A 17,474-nucleotide genomic window follows, 5' to 3' on the forward strand; every position below is an offset into this window, starting at 1 on the left:
GCGTGGTTGACGGGGCGCCTCAGATCAAAATCAAAAGCGACTCGCTACGCATCGTGGATGCGGTTGTTGTCCTCTCTAGGCGCTGGCTTGCCGGCGATGGCGCTCGACCAGACGGCAACGCTCAGGTGGTAAGGTTGCGCAGCAACGGCAACACCTCCGCCCCCACATGTATCGCTTCTTCCAAATGTGGAAATCCCGACAGGATAAAACTGTCCACTCCCAACTGGTGATACTCCTCGATCCGCTCAGCCACTCGGGCATAACTGCCCACCAGCGCGGTACCCGCACCGCCACGGACCAAACCCACACCGGCCCACAGGTTGGCCGACACTTCCAGCTCCCGGGCGCCACGGCCACGGCCTTGCATCAGCTGGGTCTGGCGGTTCTGGCCTACCGATTCGTAAGCCGCCATCTGCCGCTGTGCCTGATCGATGGCGTCCTTGGGGATTTCTTGCAGCAGGCGTTCTACGTGGGCCCACGCGGCGTCATCGGTGGGGGCGGCGAATACGTGCAGGCGCAGGCCGAAGCGCAAGGTGCGGCCCTGGGCGGCCGCCAGGTCGCGCATGCGGTGGATGCGCTCGGCGATCATCGCCGGTGGTTCGCACCACATCAGGTAGGTTTGCCCATGGGCCGCGCCCACACGTTCGGCGGCTTCGGAGGCGCCGCCGAAGTAGATCGGCGGCGCCTCGGCGCCCGGTGCAATCGGCGTATGGAGCGCGCTGCGGTAGTAGCGGCCCGGATGGGGCGGCGGTTGCCCGGCCCACACGGCCTGGAACATCTGCAGGAATTCAGCCGTGCGTGCATAGCGCTCGTCATGTTCCAGGAAATCCCCCAGGGAGCGTTGTTCAAAGCGGCTGGAGCCGGTCACCACATGCAGGGCCAGGCGGTTCTCGCTGAGCAGCTGCAAGGTGGCCGCACGGTGTGCGGTGTAGGCCGGCAACTCGGTGCCAGGCCGCAGGGTGAGCAGAAACCTCAGGCGGCGTACTTCCTGAGCCAGCACGGCGGTGATCAGCCACGGGTCCTCGAAGCCGCTGGCGGTGGGCACCATGATGCCGTCGAAACCGGCCTGTTCGGTGGCCCGCACGATCTGGCGCAGGTAGTCCAGGGTGGGCGCGCGTTCGCCTTGCTGGAACAACCCGACCTTGGGCAAGCCGCTGCTGGTGAGGTGGCGACCGTCGCCATTGGTGGGCAGGAACCAGTCGAGCTGGATCGGTGGGCGTGCGTCTGTGCTCATGCTACGGGCGCTCCTTGCGCAAGAGGGGCAGTACCTGTTCGCCAAACCGCAGCACATCGCCCACGGCCGGCCCGCCTTCGAGGATCAGCTGGTTCAAGCCCAGCCCGTGCAGTTCCTGCAGGCGCGTGGCGATCTGCTGCGGTGTGCCCACCAGGATCAGCGGTTGCCCCGGCGCGCGTTGCAGCAGGTTCGGGTGCACCTCCCATTGGCGCAATGGGTGGCGCGCGCGGGGCAGGGTGGCGAGCAGTTCGTCCGGGACGTCCGCCACGGGCAACAACGCGGCGGCGGTCTCCCAGGCCAGGTCTTCGCTGTCGCCCAGGATCAGGCCGAAGGTGCAGGCGAAACCCAGTGCTGGTTGAATCGCCCGCCAGCGCTGGATCTCCTTGGCGAGGGCCTTGGGAGCGCCAGGGGCGAGCAGGCAGGTCTGGGCGTGGGCGCTCACCAGGCTGTGGCTCTGGCTGTCGTCGAGGATCAGGCCTGGGGCGGGCAGTTCGCGACGGGCGACGCCGGCGTTTTCCAGTTGGAAATACCGGCCCTGGTAATCCAGGCCCGCATCATCGGGCGCCAACAGCTGCTGCAGGATCTCCAGGTACTCGCCGATGCGCTCGCTGCGCTGGTCACGGTTGAGCCATTCGCCAAAGGCGCTGCGTTCGCTGTTGGGCAGGTGCAACTGCACCCGGTGGCCGCTGATCGATTGCAGGCTTTGCAAGGTCGTGGCCAGCGCGGCGGGCAGCATCACTTCGGGTGGCACGCTCACCGACAAGCGCACCCGCCGCGTGTGCGCGCACAACGCCGCCGCCACGCCCAGGCTGTCGGCGCACAGTGCACCACCGGGAATCCACAGGCCATCGAGGCCGGCGTATTCCACGGCTTGGGCCAGTTGAATCCATTGCCCCGGCCGCGCCGCCCAGTCGGGGGTACACAGGGGCATCAGCCAGCTGAATTCGAGGGGCATGCATAAGCTCCGTCAGTCATCGTCTTTTCCAACCCAAGGCCGGGGCGATGTCCCGGGCAGTCGCTTCCAGGCGCTTGAGGATCTGCGCCTGGGTCGAGCTTTCCGCCTGGACCACGGCGATCACGTAATCAGCATAAGGCAGCAGGGCAGGATCCTGTTGCAAGCTTTCGATCACTTCATCGGGATGGCCGTGGTGCACATTCATCAGGCGCAAATGGGCCTGCAGGTCCACCGCCTCATCGATCAGGCCTTCACGTTGCAGGCGCGGGATATGTCGCTCGATGTCCACCGCCAGTTCGGCCTGGGCGTCGGCGCGGCTGGACGCCGGGAAAATCGCACGGACCACGCCGATACGTGGCGCGCGGTCCGTGCGCGACCACGCCTGCAAGTAAGCCTCGGCCAGTGGTTTTTGCACGGTGAGTGGGTCGTGGGTCGCGGTGCCCAGCAGCAGGCCATTGCCTTGTCGGGCCGTGTAGACCGCACCGTCGGTGCTGCCATGGGAATGCCACAGGCGCTCCCCCAGGCGAGGCGCGGGAGGTTGCAGGGTCAATTCACCGGCGAGCGGCTGGCCGGCCAGCAGGTGCTGCAAGCGTTGCTGATGCTCGGCAAATTCCACTTGGCGCTGGGTGGGGTCACGGTCAAACGCACTGAAGTTATCCAGGTTCGCGCCGCCGCTGCCCAGGCCCAATTGCACTCGGCCGCCACTCAACGCGTCGAGCACGCTGGCGTCTTCGGCCAGGCGGATCGGGTCTTCAAATGGCAGCACAATCACCCCGGTGCCCAGTTCGATCCGCTGGGTACGCTCGGCCACCGCCGCCAGCAGCACCAGTGGTGACGGCAGCCGACCAAAGCCGTTGTTCAGGTGGTGCTGGGCGATCCGGCCGCCGTCGAAGCCCAGCGCCTCGGCGACTTCGAATTGTTCGATCAGGTCGTGGTAGACCTGCTGCGGGTCGTCGCCAAAGGCGTGGCTGAGAAAGCCCAGTTTGAAGGTCATGACAGGGCTCCTGAGGGCCGGGCCGGTTGCCAGCCCAGGGCGGGGGCGATGTGTTCGCGCAGGGTTTCCAGGGCGCGGATGGCGTCGCGCAGCGGTGTGCTGACGGTCTGCACTTGCAGGATCAGGTGATCGTGGGCCGTCAATGCGGGGCCTTGCTGCAACTGCTCGACGATGCGCTCCACCGGGCCATGCAGGATGCCCAGGCGTTCGAGCGTGGTGTCGAAGTTGTCGTCAAGCGCGCCCTTGAACACGCCGATGCGTTGCTGGCGATCCACATAAGCCAGGATGTCGCGGCGCGTGGCGTCGCCGGGCGACGGGAACAGCGCCTGCACCCGCACAACGCGGGCCGGTGTGCCGTTGTCGCCGGTCCAGGCCTTGCGGTAGCGGTCCACCAGTTCCACGCCAGCGTGTGCCGGCAGGTGGGGGTTGGGGGCCATGATCAGGCCGTGGCCACGCTCCGCCACCCGTTCCACCCGTGAGGTGGCTTCCCACACGCGGTGGCTCAGGCCATTGGCCCGTGGCAGCAGGCGCGCCCCGTTATCGGCCAGTGGCGCGTTGCCCAGGGCACGGAGCAACTGTTGCAGGTGCTGCTCGTAATCCCGGTGCCTTGCCTCATGCTCGCGGCCGAAGGCCAGGAACGTCTCGGGATCAAACCCCGCGCCAAGGCCCAGCTCCAGGCGGCCGTTGCAGAGCAGGTCCAGCACCGCCGCGTCTTCGGCCAGGCGCAGCGGGGCTTCCTGAGGCAGCACGATAATCCCTGTGCCCAGGCTGATGCGCTGCGTGTGCTGGGCAATCGCGGCGAGCAACACCAGGGGCGAGGGCAGGCGCCCCTGCTCACTGGCGAAATGGTGTTGTGCGACCCAGCCACTGTCGAAGCCCAGTTCTTCGGCGACCTTGAACAGCGCCAGTGTGTCGCGGTAAACCTTGGGATCAGCGCTGGGGCTGTAGACCCGGCTGAGGAACCCCAGGGAAAAGCCAGTGCTCATGGTGTCAGCTCCCGGGTCAATTGTTTTTGCAGGGCGGGGCCGGCATTGAGGGATTCCGGCAGGCCGCTGAACGGGCTGATGGTCAGGTAGCCTTTGTTCAGCCACACCGCTTCATCATGCTGTTGTGCGGCGGTGGCAGCAGGGCTGTACTGGAACCCGATGCCAGGCTTCCCAGGCAGGTTGAACCGCTTGAGGTCGTCGGTGTACAGCGCTTCAAACCCCACGTAGCTGCCGATCCGCGTGAGTTTTACGCCCTCGGGTTGCGGCTCTTTGGGCAGGTTGATATTCAGGCCCAAGCCAGCCGGCAGCAGGGCGCCGTTGGGTTGGCGATGGCGGTCGAGGGCGTGTACCAGCTTCGCCACCCACCGGGCGACGCGCTGTGGGTCTTGTTCTTTCAGGTCGGTACTCACCGCCAGCGCCGGGATGCCCGCCTGGACCGCCGCACTGGCAGCGTTGAACGTGCCCGACGCCAGGTTAATTGCGCCCAGGTTATTGCCGGGGTTGGGGCCGACGATGACCAGGTCGGGGTGGGGCAGGACTTTTTTCAGGCCCATCAGCAGCGCCATCACCGGGGTGCCGCTGATTTCGATCTGCACGGCCTTGCCGGCGCACTCAGGGCTTTGGCACACGCCGTTTTCGTGGGTGCTGATGTAGTAACTGTCAGGGTAGGCGGGGTCGCTGTCGCGGCCCACGCTGACTTCACGGCCAAAGAAGAACGCGCCGCCGCGCGCGCTCTGGTCGCTCTGCGGCGCGGCGATCAGCACGGTATGCCCCTGGGCCTTGAGCTCGGTGTACAAGGCGCGAATATTCGGGTGCTGATAGCCGTCGTCATTGGTCAGCAAGATGTTCAAGGCAAAGGCTTTGCACGCGAACACACTGCCGCAGGCCAGCATCCAGGCGCTGCGTTTCATGCAGGAGTCCCCGTCGTAAAACGATTGGCGGGGCGTGGCAGGCCAAGGTTTTCGCGCAAGGTGGTGCCTTCGTAGGCTTCGCGAAACAGCCCGCGCGCCTGCAACAGCGGGATCACTCGGTCGACAAACAGATCGATGGCGCCGGGGAAATACGGGAAGAACACGTTGAAACCATCACAGGCCCGCGCCTGGAACCACGCCTCGAAGTGGTCGGCCACGTCTTCGGCCGTGCCAATCACTGGGTTACCGCCGGCCAGGCGCAGGTACAGCTGACGGATGCTCAGGTTTTCCTTGCGCGCCAGTTCCAGCACTTTGTCACGCCGGCTGCCGCGTTGGCCGACCGGCGTTTCGGGCAGCGGGCCGTCGAGGTCATGGCCCGACAGGTCGATGTCATCGCCCAGGGTGTCCGCCAGCAGGCGCAGGCCCAGCACTGGGTCGATCAGCGCCTGGAATTCTTCGAAGAGTGCCTGGGCCTGTTCACGGGTGTCGGCGATGAAGGGGGTGATGCCCGGCAGGATCTTGATGTGGTCCGGGTCGCGGCCGAAGGCGGCGGCGCGTTGTTTGATGTCCTGGTAAAACGCCTGGGCGCTCTCCACGTCATGGGCATGGGCAAAGATCAGCTCGGCCACTCGGGCCGCGAGGTTCTTACCCGGTTCCGATGCACCGGCCTGCACCAGCACCGGGTGGCCCTGGGGCGAGCGCGCCACGTTGAGCGGGCCACGCACCGAGAAATGCTCGCCGCGATGGTTGAGGGTGTGCAATTTGGCCGGGTCGAAATACTCGCCACTGGCTTTGTCGCGGGTGAAGGCGTCGTCGTCCCAACTGTCCCACAGGTCCTTGACCACATCGTGGAATTCTTCGGCGCGCTGGTAGCGATCGCCGTGATCCACATGGTTTTCGCGGCCGAAATTCCACGCTTCATCCGAGACCACCGAGGTCACCAGGTTCCAGGCCGCGCGGCCCTTGGACAGGTGGTCGAGGGACGCGAATTTGCGCGCGATGTGGTAGGGCTCGTTGTAAGTGGTGGTGGCCGTAGCGATCAGGCCGATGTGCCGGGTGACGGCGGCCAGGGCCGACATCAGGGTCAGGGGCTCGAAATGCTCGGCGCGCGCCGTGCGGCTCAAGGCATCGTGATGATGCCCCCACAGCGCGACCACGTCGGCGATGAACAACGCATCGAACTTGCCGCGTTCGGCGGTCTGGGCGATGTGCTTGAAGTGCTCGAAATCCAGGCTGGCATCCGCCTGGGCCAAGGGGTGGCGCCAGGCAGCGACATGGTGGCCGCTGTTGGCGAGAAACGCCCCCAGCTTGAGTTGATCGGTGCGGCGGGTCATGAGCAGGTCCTATTCAAGTCAGGCACGGGGCTGGCGAACCGGCCCCGTGCGCCGGGTCAGAAGTTGTAGGTCACGCCGGTGTACCAGTAGCCGCCGGTGGTGCCGTAGGGCGAGAAGTTGCCGTAGGGGAAACCGCCTGAGCTGCTGGCCAGGTCGGTGCGTTCCGGGTACTTGTTGAACAGGTTGTTGGCGCCGGCATTCAGGGTGACGGCCTTGGTCAGGTGGTAGTCGATGTTCAGGTCGGTGATCCACGCCGGCGAGAAGGTGCGGTCGTAGATCTCGGCGGTGCCGTACTGGGTGTACTCGCCGTAGCGCGTCAGGTTGAGGGCCACTTCCAGCTTGTCGTAGGTCCAGGTGGTGCCCAGCAGCAACTTGGATTGCGGCAGGCCGTACTTGAGGTTGCCCTGGCGCTGGCGGTCATAGCCGCCATCCGGGCCGAGTGCCTGTGCGGCAACGGCGGAGGCGTGGATGTCGTCGATCTGGGTGGTGTTCCAGTTGAAGCCCGCCGAGTACTTCAGGCTGCCCCAGGCACCGATGTCCTGGCGGTAGTCGCCGACCAGGTCGACGCCACGGGTGGTGGTGTCCAGGGCGTTGGTGAAGTAAGTGACCGCCTGGTTCGGGTTGAGCCCGGCAGCCGCAAGGATCGCGTTGATCTGTGCGGTGCCGCCGAGATAGCCGGTCTGGGCGATGCGGTCCTTGATCTTGATCTGGTACGCATCCAGGGTGATGTTGGTGGCATCGGTGGGTTGCAGGGTGAAGCCGACGCTGAAGTTGGTGGATTTTTCCGGCTTGAGCTTGCTCGCGCCCAAGGCTTTGGCCACGTCGGAGTCGACCGCCACGTTGCGGTAGTCGAACAGTTGGCCGTTGACGCTGGTCTGCGAGGTGGCGCTGTAGATCTGCTGGGCCAGGGACGGCGCACGGAAGCCCGTGCTGACGGTGCCGCGCACGGCCAGGATCGGAGTCAACTGGTAACGAGTGGAGAACTTGCCATTGGTGGTGGTGCCGGAGCCGTCGTTGTAATGCTCGTAGCGACCGGCCAGGTCCACGTGCCACTTGTCGGTGAAGTCCTGCCCGATTTCACCGTAGCCGGCCAGGCTGGTGCGACTTTTCTGCGCGGCATCGGCCGGGGTGGTGCCGGCGCCGGAAATGGTGCCGGGTGGGATCAGGGCGCCGTTGGCGCCGGTGCTGAACGGCCCGCTGGCGTAGGAGGCGAGGTCGCCCTTGCCGATCTTGTAGTCCTCGTAGCGTTGTTCCAGGCCCCAGGAAATCTGGGTCGGCTTGTACAAGCCGAGGTCAAAGGCGCGGGTCAGGTCGAGGTTGTTGGTCCACTGGCTGAAGGTTTTCACGCCGGTGTCCACCGAGGTCGGCGACGTCGGGCCGTAGCTCAGGTTGTAGGTGTCGGTGAGCGTGGCGCGGGCATGGTCTTGGCCGAAGGTGCTGGACAGGTCGTAGTCCCAACCGGCGGCCTTGCCTTTGCCGCCGAACGCGACCTGGAAGTCTTCCTCGATGAACCGCAGGTTGTCTTCGATGCCTTCCGGGTACGGCGTCTGGATACCGTTGAAACTCGACGGCTGGTGGAAGGCCAGGGGTTTTTCCGAGTTGCGGTGGGTGTAGGTCGAGAACGAATACAGGGTCAGCGCGTCATCCACCGGCAGCTCGGCGTTGTAGCCCAGGCTGAAGTTTTTCGCCTCGGGCAGGCCGGTGCCGTAGTAGGTGTGTCGCTGGCTGGTGTTGCCGGCAGAGTCGGTGTACGGCGCATTGTCGGAGCGATCGGAGACGTTTTGCTTCTTCGCGTCCAGGGCCAGGTTGATAAAGCCGTCGTTGGGCAGGGCCAGGCCAACGTTGCCGGTCTGGCGCACGGTTTCGCCGTCACCGTTTTCATAGTTCTGGCCGTAGCTGGTGGACAGGCTGCCACCGTGGTCGGTCTGCTTGAGCACCACGTTGACCACGCCGCCGATGGCGTCCGAGCCGTACTGGGCCGAGGCGCCGTCGCGCAGCACTTCGACGTGATCCACCAGGGCGGTGGGGATCATGTCGAGGTCCACCGGCTGCGAGCCGGAGTTGAGGTAGGTGCCGTTGTTCAGCAGTGCGCTGTTGTGACGGCGCTTGCCGTTGACCAGCACCAACACCTGGTCGCCATTGAGGCCACGCAGGCTGATGGGGCGCACCACCGAGGTGGAACCGAAGCCTGACGACGCCGGCTGGTTGAGCGACGGCAGCACTTTGCTCAAGGCGCGGGTCAGGTCACCTTGCCCGGTGGCCAGCAGTTGCTTGGAAGAAATCACATCCACCGGCGCCGGGCTCTCGGCCAGGGTACGCGCCTGGCCACGGTTGCCGATCACCACCACGGTGTCCAGCGGGTTGTCGCTGGCCGGGGCGTCGGCGGCGAGGGCCAGGCTGCTGTAGCTGGCCGCCTCGCACAGGGCGATAAATAACAGGGTATGGGCGAAGGCCTTGCCGGGTCGGCTGCCGGCGGCGCGTGATGCATTCATGATGGGAAACACTCCAGTTGGTTAAGGCGTTGGGCCTTGATCGAGGTCGGCTTGTTGGGTTCAAGCTCTGGTGAGAGGCTGGAGAGCAAAGGCTGTGCCATCGTAAAAATATTATTAAAAACAACAAGTTATTAGGTGTGCGTGGGGCTGGTTGGTGTTTTTCTAACAACGCCATCAACAGGCTGCTGATTTTCCTACAGCCCCCACCCACCTTGTAGGAGCCGGCTTGCCGGCGATGAGGCCTCCCGACCTAGCACACGCTATCGCCGGCAAGCCGGCTCCTACGGAGAACGGTGATTGGCATAGCCCTTGCTGCCTTCGGGCCAGACCTCAACCCAAGGAAGCTTTTTTTGTATGCCTAGACCCGGCCCGCGCAACGCCCTCACCGATATCCCAGGCCTCACGGTCGGCCACGCCACGGACCTGCACGTCGACACCGGCGTCACGGTGATCCGCCCCGATGGCTTCTGGACCGCCAGCATCGACATTCGCGGCGGCGGCCCAGGCGGGCGGGAAACCGCTGCGCTGGAGCCGGAAAACATGGTCGGCCAACTCCACGCGCTGGTGTTCGCCGGTGGCTCGGTATTCGGCCTGGGCGCGGCGGATGCCGTGGCGGCGAAACTCTCCCAGGCGCAGGTGGGCCTGCACCTCAAGCCCGGTGCGCCGGCCATCCCCATCGTGCCCGCAGCGGTGCTGCATGACCTGGCCAACGGTGGCGACAAAGACTGGGGCCTGGAGCCGCCTTACCGACGCCTGGGCTTTGAGGCGCTGGCCAATGCCCGCGAGGATTTTGAGCTGGGTTCGGTGGGCGCCGGCCGTGGCGCCATGGCCGGGGTGTTGAAAGGCGGGCTGGGCACTGCCTCCCTGGACCTGGGCGACGGGCTGGTGGTTGCCGCCCTGGTGGTCGCCAACCCCATCGGCTCGGTGTACATGCCCGACGGCCAAACCTTCTGGGCCTGGCCCTGGGAAGTGGCGGGGGAGTTCGGTGGCCAGCGGCCGCAAGCGGAGATGGATTGCAGCGACCCGATGCCGGAGCTGTCGCGCCTCGATTCAATGGGCCGCCTGCAAGCCGGCGCCAACACCACGCTGGTGGTGGTGGCCTGCACGGCGCAATTAACCGTGGCCGAATGCAAGCGCGTGGCGATCATGGCCCAGGACGGCATCGCGCGCGCGGTGCGGCCGGCGCATTTGCCGTTTGATGGGGACACAGTGTTTGCCCTGGCCTCGGCGGCGGTGGCCTTGACCGACGGGCCACGGCGGCAGGTGGAAATCGGCCGGATTGGCGCCGCAGCGGCCGATTGTGTGGCGCGCGGGATTGCGCGCGGCGTATTTGCTGCCCGCCAACCCCTGTAGGCGCCGGCTTGCCGGCGATGGCGGTGTGTCAGCCCGCTTATCTGGCACTGATACACCGCTATCGCCGGCAAGCCAGCTCCCACATTTGGATCTCCATTTATCAGGTAGACAGTAGTTTGCCCTGGCTCTGGCTCTGGCTCTGGCTCTGGCTCTGGCTTTTGATGTGGCTTGTGATCTTGATCTTAGGCGCCCCGTTAAACCACGCTGGCCGAACGCAGGCTTGAATCCGTGGGTAACCCGGCAGGACGCCGGGTTAGCCGCGCTGGGCCAAGGATGGCCCATCGCGGCGGCCCACGGATTCAAGCCGGAGTGAGGGCATGTCGAGCCTAGGCGAGACACCGAGTGGTGGGGCAAGAGCGTTTTGCTTACTTTTGCGCTGTTCAAAAGTGAGCCGCTGTAAGAGCGGAACCCATATCAGCCGTTACCCAAATAACGGATATGTACCCCGACAGACCGCCATCGCAGGCAAGCCAGCTCCCACATTTTGGAACCCTGTACATCAGGTAAAGCGTGAAACCCGGGCTTGGGCATTCGCCGCCTGATCCGGCAAACCCAGCGCCTCATACACCCGCACCAAACTGCGATTGGTCGGCACATCCCACCCGTCATACCGACGCCGCAACTCCAACGCCTGCTGCGCCCCAAACCAATCCCCAGCGTTCAACCGCGCATCCAGTTCCACCTGGGAGAACAGATCACGCTGGGCATGGCTGCCACCGATTTCATTCAACCGGGGCAGGGCGAGGGCCAAGTGTTCCAGCGCACCCTGCGCATCCCCGCGTGCATGGGCCAACAGCCCACGCGCCAATGGCAAAGTCACCTCGCCCCACACCGGCCGCGCCGCAACACTATGCTCGCGCAACGCCGCCAACAACTCATCCGCTTCCGGCTTGCCAGCGCGTGCCAGGCCATACAGGTACTGCACACTGAGAAACGGCTGCACCACATCCCCGGTGCGTCGCTGCAGGTAAGGCGCCAACCCCTGCCAACGCTCGCCGACGTCGATGCCCGCCAGTTCCAGGCGTGCCAGCAACGACACCGCCCCCACTTGGTCCTGGGAATACTCCGGCAGGATGCCCCACACGTGCTGGTCGTAGATCTCCAGCACCCGCTGATCTTCACCCCGCGCCAGGTAGAACAGCGCCAGGTGCCACCAATTGTGGGTGTACATAAACGAGTTCAAGCCGGCCCAGTGATGGGCCACGCTTTCCAGGAATTCGGTTCCTTCCTCGATGCGCCCCTGGGTCAGCATCACATGGGCCAGGGCGTGTTGCGCCCAGGGCTCCGAGGGTTGCAGGCGCAGGGCTTCGCGGGCGCTGGCTTCGGCCTCTTCGAGCAAGTGGCATTGTTCATAAGCGAAGGCCAGCAGGCCATGGCTGTGGGCGATATCCGGCGCACCTGCGACAGCCTTGAGGCCGATGCGCAGCAACGCCGGCCAGTTGCCCCGGTTGAACTCCAGGTACTGGTTGAGCTTGGCGGCGAACAGGTCACGGGGGTAGCGGCCCAGCAGGTGTTCGCTCAGGTGCAGGACCTGGTCGAGGTCGTCGTCGATCCAGGCGCTCAAGGCGGCCAGGTACAACTGGGCGCGTGGGTGATCGCCGTTCACGGCGGCCGCGCGCTGGCGGTATTGCTCGGCCAAAGTCGGGCCTTCGGGGGACTCGATGAACATCAGCAGCAAGCCGGCGAAGGCATTGGCCAGGGCCGAGTCAGGGGCGGCGTCCGCCGTGGCGAGAATGCCTTCGGCGCGAGGCTGGTAGCCGAGGAAGCCGCCGATGAAATCGTCCAGGCCCTGGCGGGTGGACGGGTCGAGGGTGTCGATGGGGTTGCCCAGGTAATCCAGTGACATGGGGTTAAGGCTCGTGGGTTCAGATAAGGATCACAGGGCAAAGCCTCGTGGGTTCAGATAAGGATCACAGGGCAAAGCCTGTGCCACCTGAGCACCACAACTCTACTGTGGGAGCTGGCTTGTCGAGTCGTCGCACCGCTGCGATAGCGGTGGGTCAGGGGAATATCCAGTGTCTGAAGCACCGCTATCGCAGGCAAGCCAGCTCCCACATTGGATGTGAGGCGCTGTTGCTTTTTGCACACTCGGGCAGGGCGCTGTGGTTTTTTCATCACCCAGACGGCAACCAAGACCCGCAATCGCGCCGAAAACCCCCATGGCACAGCCCTTGCAAAATCCCTCCCAGAACCTTTCCATTCGAGGAGCCTCCATGCGCCCATTCTCTTTCCGCCGTGCCCTCTCCTGCGTGGGGTTGTGCAGCGTGCTGCTGGCCGGCCAGGCCCAGGCGCAACCCCAGGAGGTCGGGGTGCTGAACCTGGTGGCCCAGCCTGAACCGCCGTCGCTGATGCACGGGGTGGTCAGCCATGTGTCCACCCAATACGTCAGCGGCAAGATCCTCCAGGGCCTGCTGACTTTCGACACGGACCTGAACCCCAAGCCGGTGCTGGCCAAATCCTGGGCCATTTCCCCGGACGGCCTCACCTACACCTTCCAACTGCAAGACAACGTGCACTGGCACGACGGCCCGGCGTTCACCGCCGACGACGTGGTGTTCAGCTTCCAGACCTTCTACCCGGAAGTGGACAAGCGCCTGGGCGGCATCATCACCGAGTACGTCGACAGCATCACCGCCACCGGCCCGCTGCAAGTGGTCTTCCACCTGAAGAAACCCTTCGCGCCGTTGCTCTCGGCCCTGGGCAGCGGCCTGCGCCCGGTGGTGCCCAAGCACCTTTACGAGAACACTGACTTTCGCAACAACCCCTACAACCTCAAGCCGGTGGGCACCGGGCCGTTCGTATTCGTGGAGTGGAAACGCGGCGCCTACATCAAGCTGGCCAAGAACCCAAACTACTGGAAAAAAGGCCTGCCGCACCTGGACGGGATTGTCTTTCACGTGATCCCCGACGGTTCCTCCCGCGCCGCAGCCTTCGAGCGCAATGACGTGCAGGTGCTGCGCAGCGGCGATGCCGACTATTCCGACCTCAAGCGCCTGGGCGCCTTGCCGAATGTGCAGTCTTCCGAGAAAGGCTGGGAGTTGTATGCCGGCCTGGCCTTCCTGCAGATCAACACGCGCAAGCCACCGCTGAACAACCCCAAGGTGCGCCAGGCGATCCTGTATGCGCTGAACCGGCAGTTTGTCGTGGACAACATCTTCTTCGGCTCGGGCAAGGTCGCCCAGGGCGAATTCGTGTCGGGCACGCCCTACCACGACCCCCAATTGCCGCAGTACGCCTATGACGTGAAAAAGGCCAAGGCGCTGATCGCCGAATCCGGCGTGGACGTGGGCGCGGTGCGTATCCGCCTGCTCAACGGCGAGAAGGGCGGTGCCTGGGAGCGCCTGGCCGAGTACACCAAGCAAGCGCTGCAGCCACTGGGCTTCAAGGTGCAGGTGGTGACGTCCGACGCCGCCACCTGGTTCCAGCGCGTGAGCGACTGGGACTTCGACCTGACCTACAACTTCATCTTCCAGATCGGCGACCCCTACCTGACCAGCGCCTACCTGTACCGCTCCGACTACATCCTCAAGACCTCACCGTTCGCCAACGTCAGTGGCTACAACAGCCCTGAAGCCGATGCCTTGTGGACGAAAATCGCCGACACGCCTGAAGGCCCTGCGCGCACCCAGCTCTACAGCCAGCTGGAAAACCGGCTGAACACCGACCTGCCCATCGCGCCGATCTTCGAGATGCGCAACCAGACGCTGTTCCACACGCAGGTGCATAACCTGCTGCAAACCGCCACCAGCCTCAACGAAGACTACGAAAGCGTTTACCTCGACGCGCCTGCGCCATGAACGGCGTGGTGTATCTCGGCGGGCGCCTGGTCAAGGCGCTGCTGATGGTGGTGGCGGTGCTGGTGCTGAGCTTCCTGTTGATCCACCTCGCGCCGGGTGATCCGGCGTTGCTGCTGGCCGGTGAGGCGGGGGTGGACGATGTGCAATTCATCGAGCAACTGCGCCAGACCATGGGCCTGGATAAACCACTGCTGCAGCAACTGTTGATCTACCTGGGCAATGTCGCGCACCTGGACCTGGGGTACTCCTACCGCAACCAGACGTCGGTGTGGTCGCTGATCGCCGAGCGTTTGCCGGCAACGCTGGCCTTGATGGGTTCTGCGTTTGTGCTGTCGTCGCTGCTGGGGGTGACCCTGGGCGTGCTGGCGGCGCGCGCACGGCAACGGCGTCACTGGCTCGACGGGGTGATTTCACATGGGGCGTTGCTGTTGTATGCGATGCCGCCGTTCTGGCTGGCGATGCTGTTGATCCTGTTGTTTTCCGTGAGCCTGGACTGGTTGCCAGCCTTTGGCATGGAAACCGTGGGCCAGGACTTTTCACTGCTCGACCGTGTGCAGCACCTGCTGTTGCCGTGCCTGTCGTTGAGCGTGTTGTTCCTCGCCCTGTACATCCACCTGACCCGCGCCGCCGTGCTGGATGCCCTTGGCCAGGAGTACGTGCGCACGGCCCATGCCAAGGGCTTGCACCCACGGCGGATTCTGTACGTGCACGTCTTGCGCAATGCGCTGCTGCCGGTGGTCACCTTCGCCGGCCTGCAACTGGGCCAGCTGGCCAGCGGCGCCTTGCTGGTGGAAGTGGTGTATGCGTGGCCGGGCATCGGCCGCTTGATGTACGACTCCCTGGCCCAACGCGACTACGGCGTGCTGATGGGCGGGTTCCTGGTGATCTCGATGTTGGTGGTGGGCTTCAACGTGTTGACCGATGTGATTTGCCGTTACCTCGACCCGCGCATTGGCGCCGGAGGGCAGGGCTGATGGAGGTGTTCAGACGCTTTATCCGTCAACCCTCGGCGCTGGCCGGTGCGCTGTTCTTGCTGGTATTGGCGGCGCTGGCACTGGCAGCGCCGTGGCTCACCAGCAGCTCGCCGTGGGAAATGAACAGCCGGCCGATGTTGCCACCGTTTCACGACGCCGCCCACTGGCTGGGCAGTGACCTGCTGGGGCGCGACCTCGGCAGCGGCTTGCTCTACGGGGCGCGGGTGTCCCTGGCCGTGGGGGCGCTGGCCAGTTTGGCAACCCTGGTGGTGGGGCTGATCATCGGCGCCATCGCCGGTTACTTCGGCGGTTGGCTCGACGGCGTGTTGATGCGTATCGCCGAGTTTTTCCAGATCATCCCGCAATTGGTGTTGGCGGTGATCCTGGTGGCGGTGCTGGAGCCGTCGCTGGGCACCATTGTGCTGGCGATTGCCTTAGTCGCCTGGCCGGCCGTGGCGCGGTTGGTGCGCAGTGAATTCCTCACCCTGCGCCAGCGTGAATTCGTGCAGGCCGCCCGTGTGCTGGGCCAGTCGCCGCTGGGGATCATCACCCAGCAGATCCTGCCCAATGCCCTGGCGCCGCTGCTGGTGGTGATGACCTTTGTCATGGCCACCGCGATCCTCACCGAAGCCGCCCTGGCGTTCCTTGGCTTGAGCGACCCGGAAGCCATGAGCTGGGGCTACATGATCAACGCTTCCCGTGGCCTGTTGCGGGATGCCTGGTGGATGAGCTTCCTGCCGGGCCTGGCGATCGTGTTGTGTGTGCTGGCGGTGAACCGCGTAGGCGAAGGCTTGCGCGTGGCGTTTGAGCCGGGGAGGTCGCAATGACGTTATTGAAGGTTGAACACCTGCGTATCGCTTTGCCTGAGGGGGCGGATCGCAGCCATGCGCTGTACGACCTGTCACTGCAACTGCGCAGCGGTGAATGCTTGTGTGTGGTGGGCGAGTCCGGCTCGGGTAAATCCATGCTGGCCAAGGCGCTGCTGCGCCAGTTGCCGACGCCGCTGACGGTGGAAAGCGGGCGCCTGGTGTTTCGTGATGAAGACTTGGCCAACCGTGGCGAAGCCGCCATGCGCGAGCTGCGTGGGCGCGACATCAGCATGGTGTTCCAGGAGCCGATGAGCGCGCTCAACCCGTTGTTGCGGGTGGGTGAGCAGATTGATGAAACCCTGCGTGCCCATGGGGTGAAATCGGCCGGTGAGCGCCGCCAGCGGGTGGTAGACCTGCTGGGTTATGTGGGGCTGCCGGACCCCGAGCGCCTGCGCCTGGCCTATCCCTTTGAGCTGTCCGGTGGCCAGCGCCAACGGGTGGTGATCGCCATGGCCCTGGCGTTCGATCCGGCGCTGTTGATCGCCGATGAACCCACCTCGGCGCTGGACGTGACCACCCAGGCGCAGATTCTTGAGCTGCTGCGTAAGATCCAGCGGGACAAGGGCATGGCGCTGCTGTTGATCACCCATGATTTTGCCGTGGTCGAAGCGATCGCCGACCGTGTGCTGGTGCTGGAAAAGGGGCGTGTGGTGGAGCAGGGCGGCGCTCGCCAGGTGCTGGACGAACCCCGGGCGCCTTATACCCGGCAACTGCTGGCGGCAGTCTCGGCACAACCACGGGAGCCCCGTGGCGTGGTGAGTGGGGCCGTGGTGCTCAAGGCCGAACAGTTGAACAAAGTCTTCACCACCCGCGCGGGCTGGTGGGGGCGACGCATTACCCGTGCGCTGGACGCGGTGGCGTTGCAACTGCGCGAAGGCGAGACCCTGGGCATCGTCGGTGAGTCCGGCTCGGGCAAGTCCACCTTGGGGCGCTGCCTGGTGCGCTTGTTACGAGCCGACAGCGGGCACATCCAGTGGCTTGGCCAAGATGTGGTGGGATTATCCGAAGGGCGCTTGCGGCCGCTGCGCAGCGAGGTGCAGATGATCTTCCAGGACCCGTTCGCCTCGCTTAATCCGCGCCAGACGGTGGGTCGCATCATCATGACCGGGCCGTTGGTGCAAGGGCGCTCCAAAGCCGATGCTGAAGCACGAGCGCGCGCCTTGCTGGAGCTGGTGGGCTTGCCTGCCACGGCGTTCGAGCGCTACCCCCATGAGTTCTCCGGGGGGCAGCGCCAGCGCATCGGCATCGCCCGCGCCTTGGCGGTGGAGCCGAAGGTGTTGATCGCCGACGAGTGCGTGTCGGCCCTTGATGCGTTGATCCAGGTGCAGATCCTGGAACTGTTGGAGTCCCTGCAACGGCGGCTGAAATTGAGCATCGTGTTCATCACCCACGACCTGCGCGTGGCGGCGCGGTTGTGTGATCGTATTGCGGTGATGCAGAACGGGCGGGTGGTGGAGCAGGGCGACACCGCTGGGCTGTTCGCTGATGCCCAACACCCCTACACCCGCGCTCTGCTGCGATGCGCAGCACCTGAGGCCAACGCCATGTCACTGTAGTGAGCGGGCTTGCCCCGCG

13 protein-coding genes are annotated in these 17,474 nt (G+C 65.0%); 5 read left to right on the forward strand and 8 right to left on the reverse strand.

What is annotated here, in order from left to right; all coding sequences use genetic code 11:
• Window positions 1-121: 121 nt before the first annotated feature.
• Genes HX803_RS21050 through HX803_RS21080 form a run of 7 tightly spaced genes read right to left on the reverse strand, consistent with a single transcriptional unit; the run spans window position 122 to window position 8,906 of the window.
• On the reverse strand, window positions 122-1,234 hold the full coding sequence (locus HX803_RS21050; RefSeq protein WP_178923182.1) for an LLM class flavin-dependent oxidoreductase: 1,113 nt from the start codon (window positions 1,232-1,234) through the stop codon (window positions 122-124).
• A gap of 1 nt (window position 1,235) precedes the next feature.
• On the reverse strand, window positions 1,236-2,189 hold the full coding sequence (locus HX803_RS21055; protein WP_178923185.1) for an LLM class flavin-dependent oxidoreductase: 954 nt from the start codon (window positions 2,187-2,189) through the stop codon (window positions 1,236-1,238).
• Between the two features lie 16 nt (window positions 2,190-2,205).
• Window positions 2,206-3,183: an LLM class flavin-dependent oxidoreductase gene (locus HX803_RS21060; protein WP_178923187.1), complete on the reverse strand. Its 978-nt coding sequence runs from the start codon at window positions 3,181-3,183 to the stop codon at window positions 2,206-2,208.
• The gene (locus HX803_RS21065) at window positions 3,180-4,169 is read right to left on the reverse strand and encodes an LLM class flavin-dependent oxidoreductase (RefSeq protein ID WP_178923189.1); all 990 of its coding nucleotides are present in this window, start codon (window positions 4,167-4,169) and stop codon (window positions 3,180-3,182) included. The genes HX803_RS21060 and HX803_RS21065 overlap by 4 nt, the downstream gene beginning before the upstream one ends.
• On the reverse strand, window positions 4,166-5,080 hold the full coding sequence (locus HX803_RS21070; RefSeq protein ID WP_178923190.1) for a 5'/3'-nucleotidase SurE: 915 nt from the start codon (window positions 5,078-5,080) through the stop codon (window positions 4,166-4,168). Before HX803_RS21070 ends, HX803_RS21065 begins: the two co-directional genes overlap by 4 nt.
• Window positions 5,077-6,414 carry an LLM class flavin-dependent oxidoreductase gene (locus HX803_RS21075; protein WP_178923191.1) on the reverse strand — a complete coding sequence of 446 codons (1,338 nt, stop codon included), beginning with the start codon at window positions 6,412-6,414 and terminating at the stop codon, window positions 5,077-5,079. The genes HX803_RS21070 and HX803_RS21075 overlap by 4 nt, the downstream gene beginning before the upstream one ends.
• A gap of 56 nt (window positions 6,415-6,470) precedes the next feature.
• Window positions 6,471-8,906 carry a TonB-dependent siderophore receptor gene (locus HX803_RS21080; RefSeq protein WP_178923192.1) on the reverse strand — a complete coding sequence of 812 codons (2,436 nt, stop codon included), beginning with the start codon at window positions 8,904-8,906 and terminating at the stop codon, window positions 6,471-6,473.
• A 354-nt stretch (window positions 8,907-9,260) separates the two neighbouring features.
• Here HX803_RS21080 and HX803_RS21085 point away from each other — a divergent pair, with 354 nt between their 5' ends.
• Entirely contained in the window at window positions 9,261-10,259 is a 999-nt protein-coding gene (locus HX803_RS21085; protein WP_178923193.1) for a P1 family peptidase, read from the forward strand.
• 499 nt (window positions 10,260-10,758) lie between these two features.
• On the opposite strand, the gene HX803_RS21090 is transcribed toward HX803_RS21085, so the two are convergent.
• Window positions 10,759-12,105, reverse strand: a complete 1,347-nt coding sequence (locus HX803_RS21090; protein ID WP_178923194.1) for a tetratricopeptide repeat protein — start codon at window positions 12,103-12,105, stop codon at window positions 10,759-10,761.
• Window positions 12,106-12,472: 367 nt separating this feature from the next.
• On the opposite strand from HX803_RS21090, the gene HX803_RS21095 reads away from it, so the two are divergent.
• From HX803_RS21095 to HX803_RS21110, 4 genes are read left to right on the forward strand one after another with little or no spacing between them, the layout of a single operon-like run.
• A complete protein-coding gene (locus tag HX803_RS21095; RefSeq protein ID WP_178923195.1) occupies window positions 12,473-14,056 on the forward strand; it encodes an ABC transporter substrate-binding protein in 1,584 nt (527 codons plus the stop codon).
• Entirely contained in the window at window positions 14,053-15,030 is a 978-nt protein-coding gene (locus tag HX803_RS21100) for an ABC transporter permease (protein WP_178923196.1), read from the forward strand. Before HX803_RS21095 ends, HX803_RS21100 begins: the two co-directional genes overlap by 4 nt.
• A complete protein-coding gene (locus tag HX803_RS21105) occupies window positions 15,030-15,857 on the forward strand; it encodes an ABC transporter permease (protein WP_178923197.1) in 828 nt (275 codons plus the stop codon). Before HX803_RS21100 ends, HX803_RS21105 begins: the two co-directional genes overlap by 1 nt.
• Entirely contained in the window at window positions 15,854-17,455 is a 1,602-nt protein-coding gene (locus HX803_RS21110) for an ABC transporter ATP-binding protein (RefSeq protein WP_178923199.1), read from the forward strand. The genes HX803_RS21105 and HX803_RS21110 overlap by 4 nt, the downstream gene beginning before the upstream one ends.
• Window positions 17,456-17,474 lie beyond the last annotated feature (19 nt).

The organism is Pseudomonas sp. P7548, assembly GCF_013386585.1.
Taxonomy (GTDB): Bacteria; Pseudomonadota; Gammaproteobacteria; order Pseudomonadales; family Pseudomonadaceae; genus Aquipseudomonas.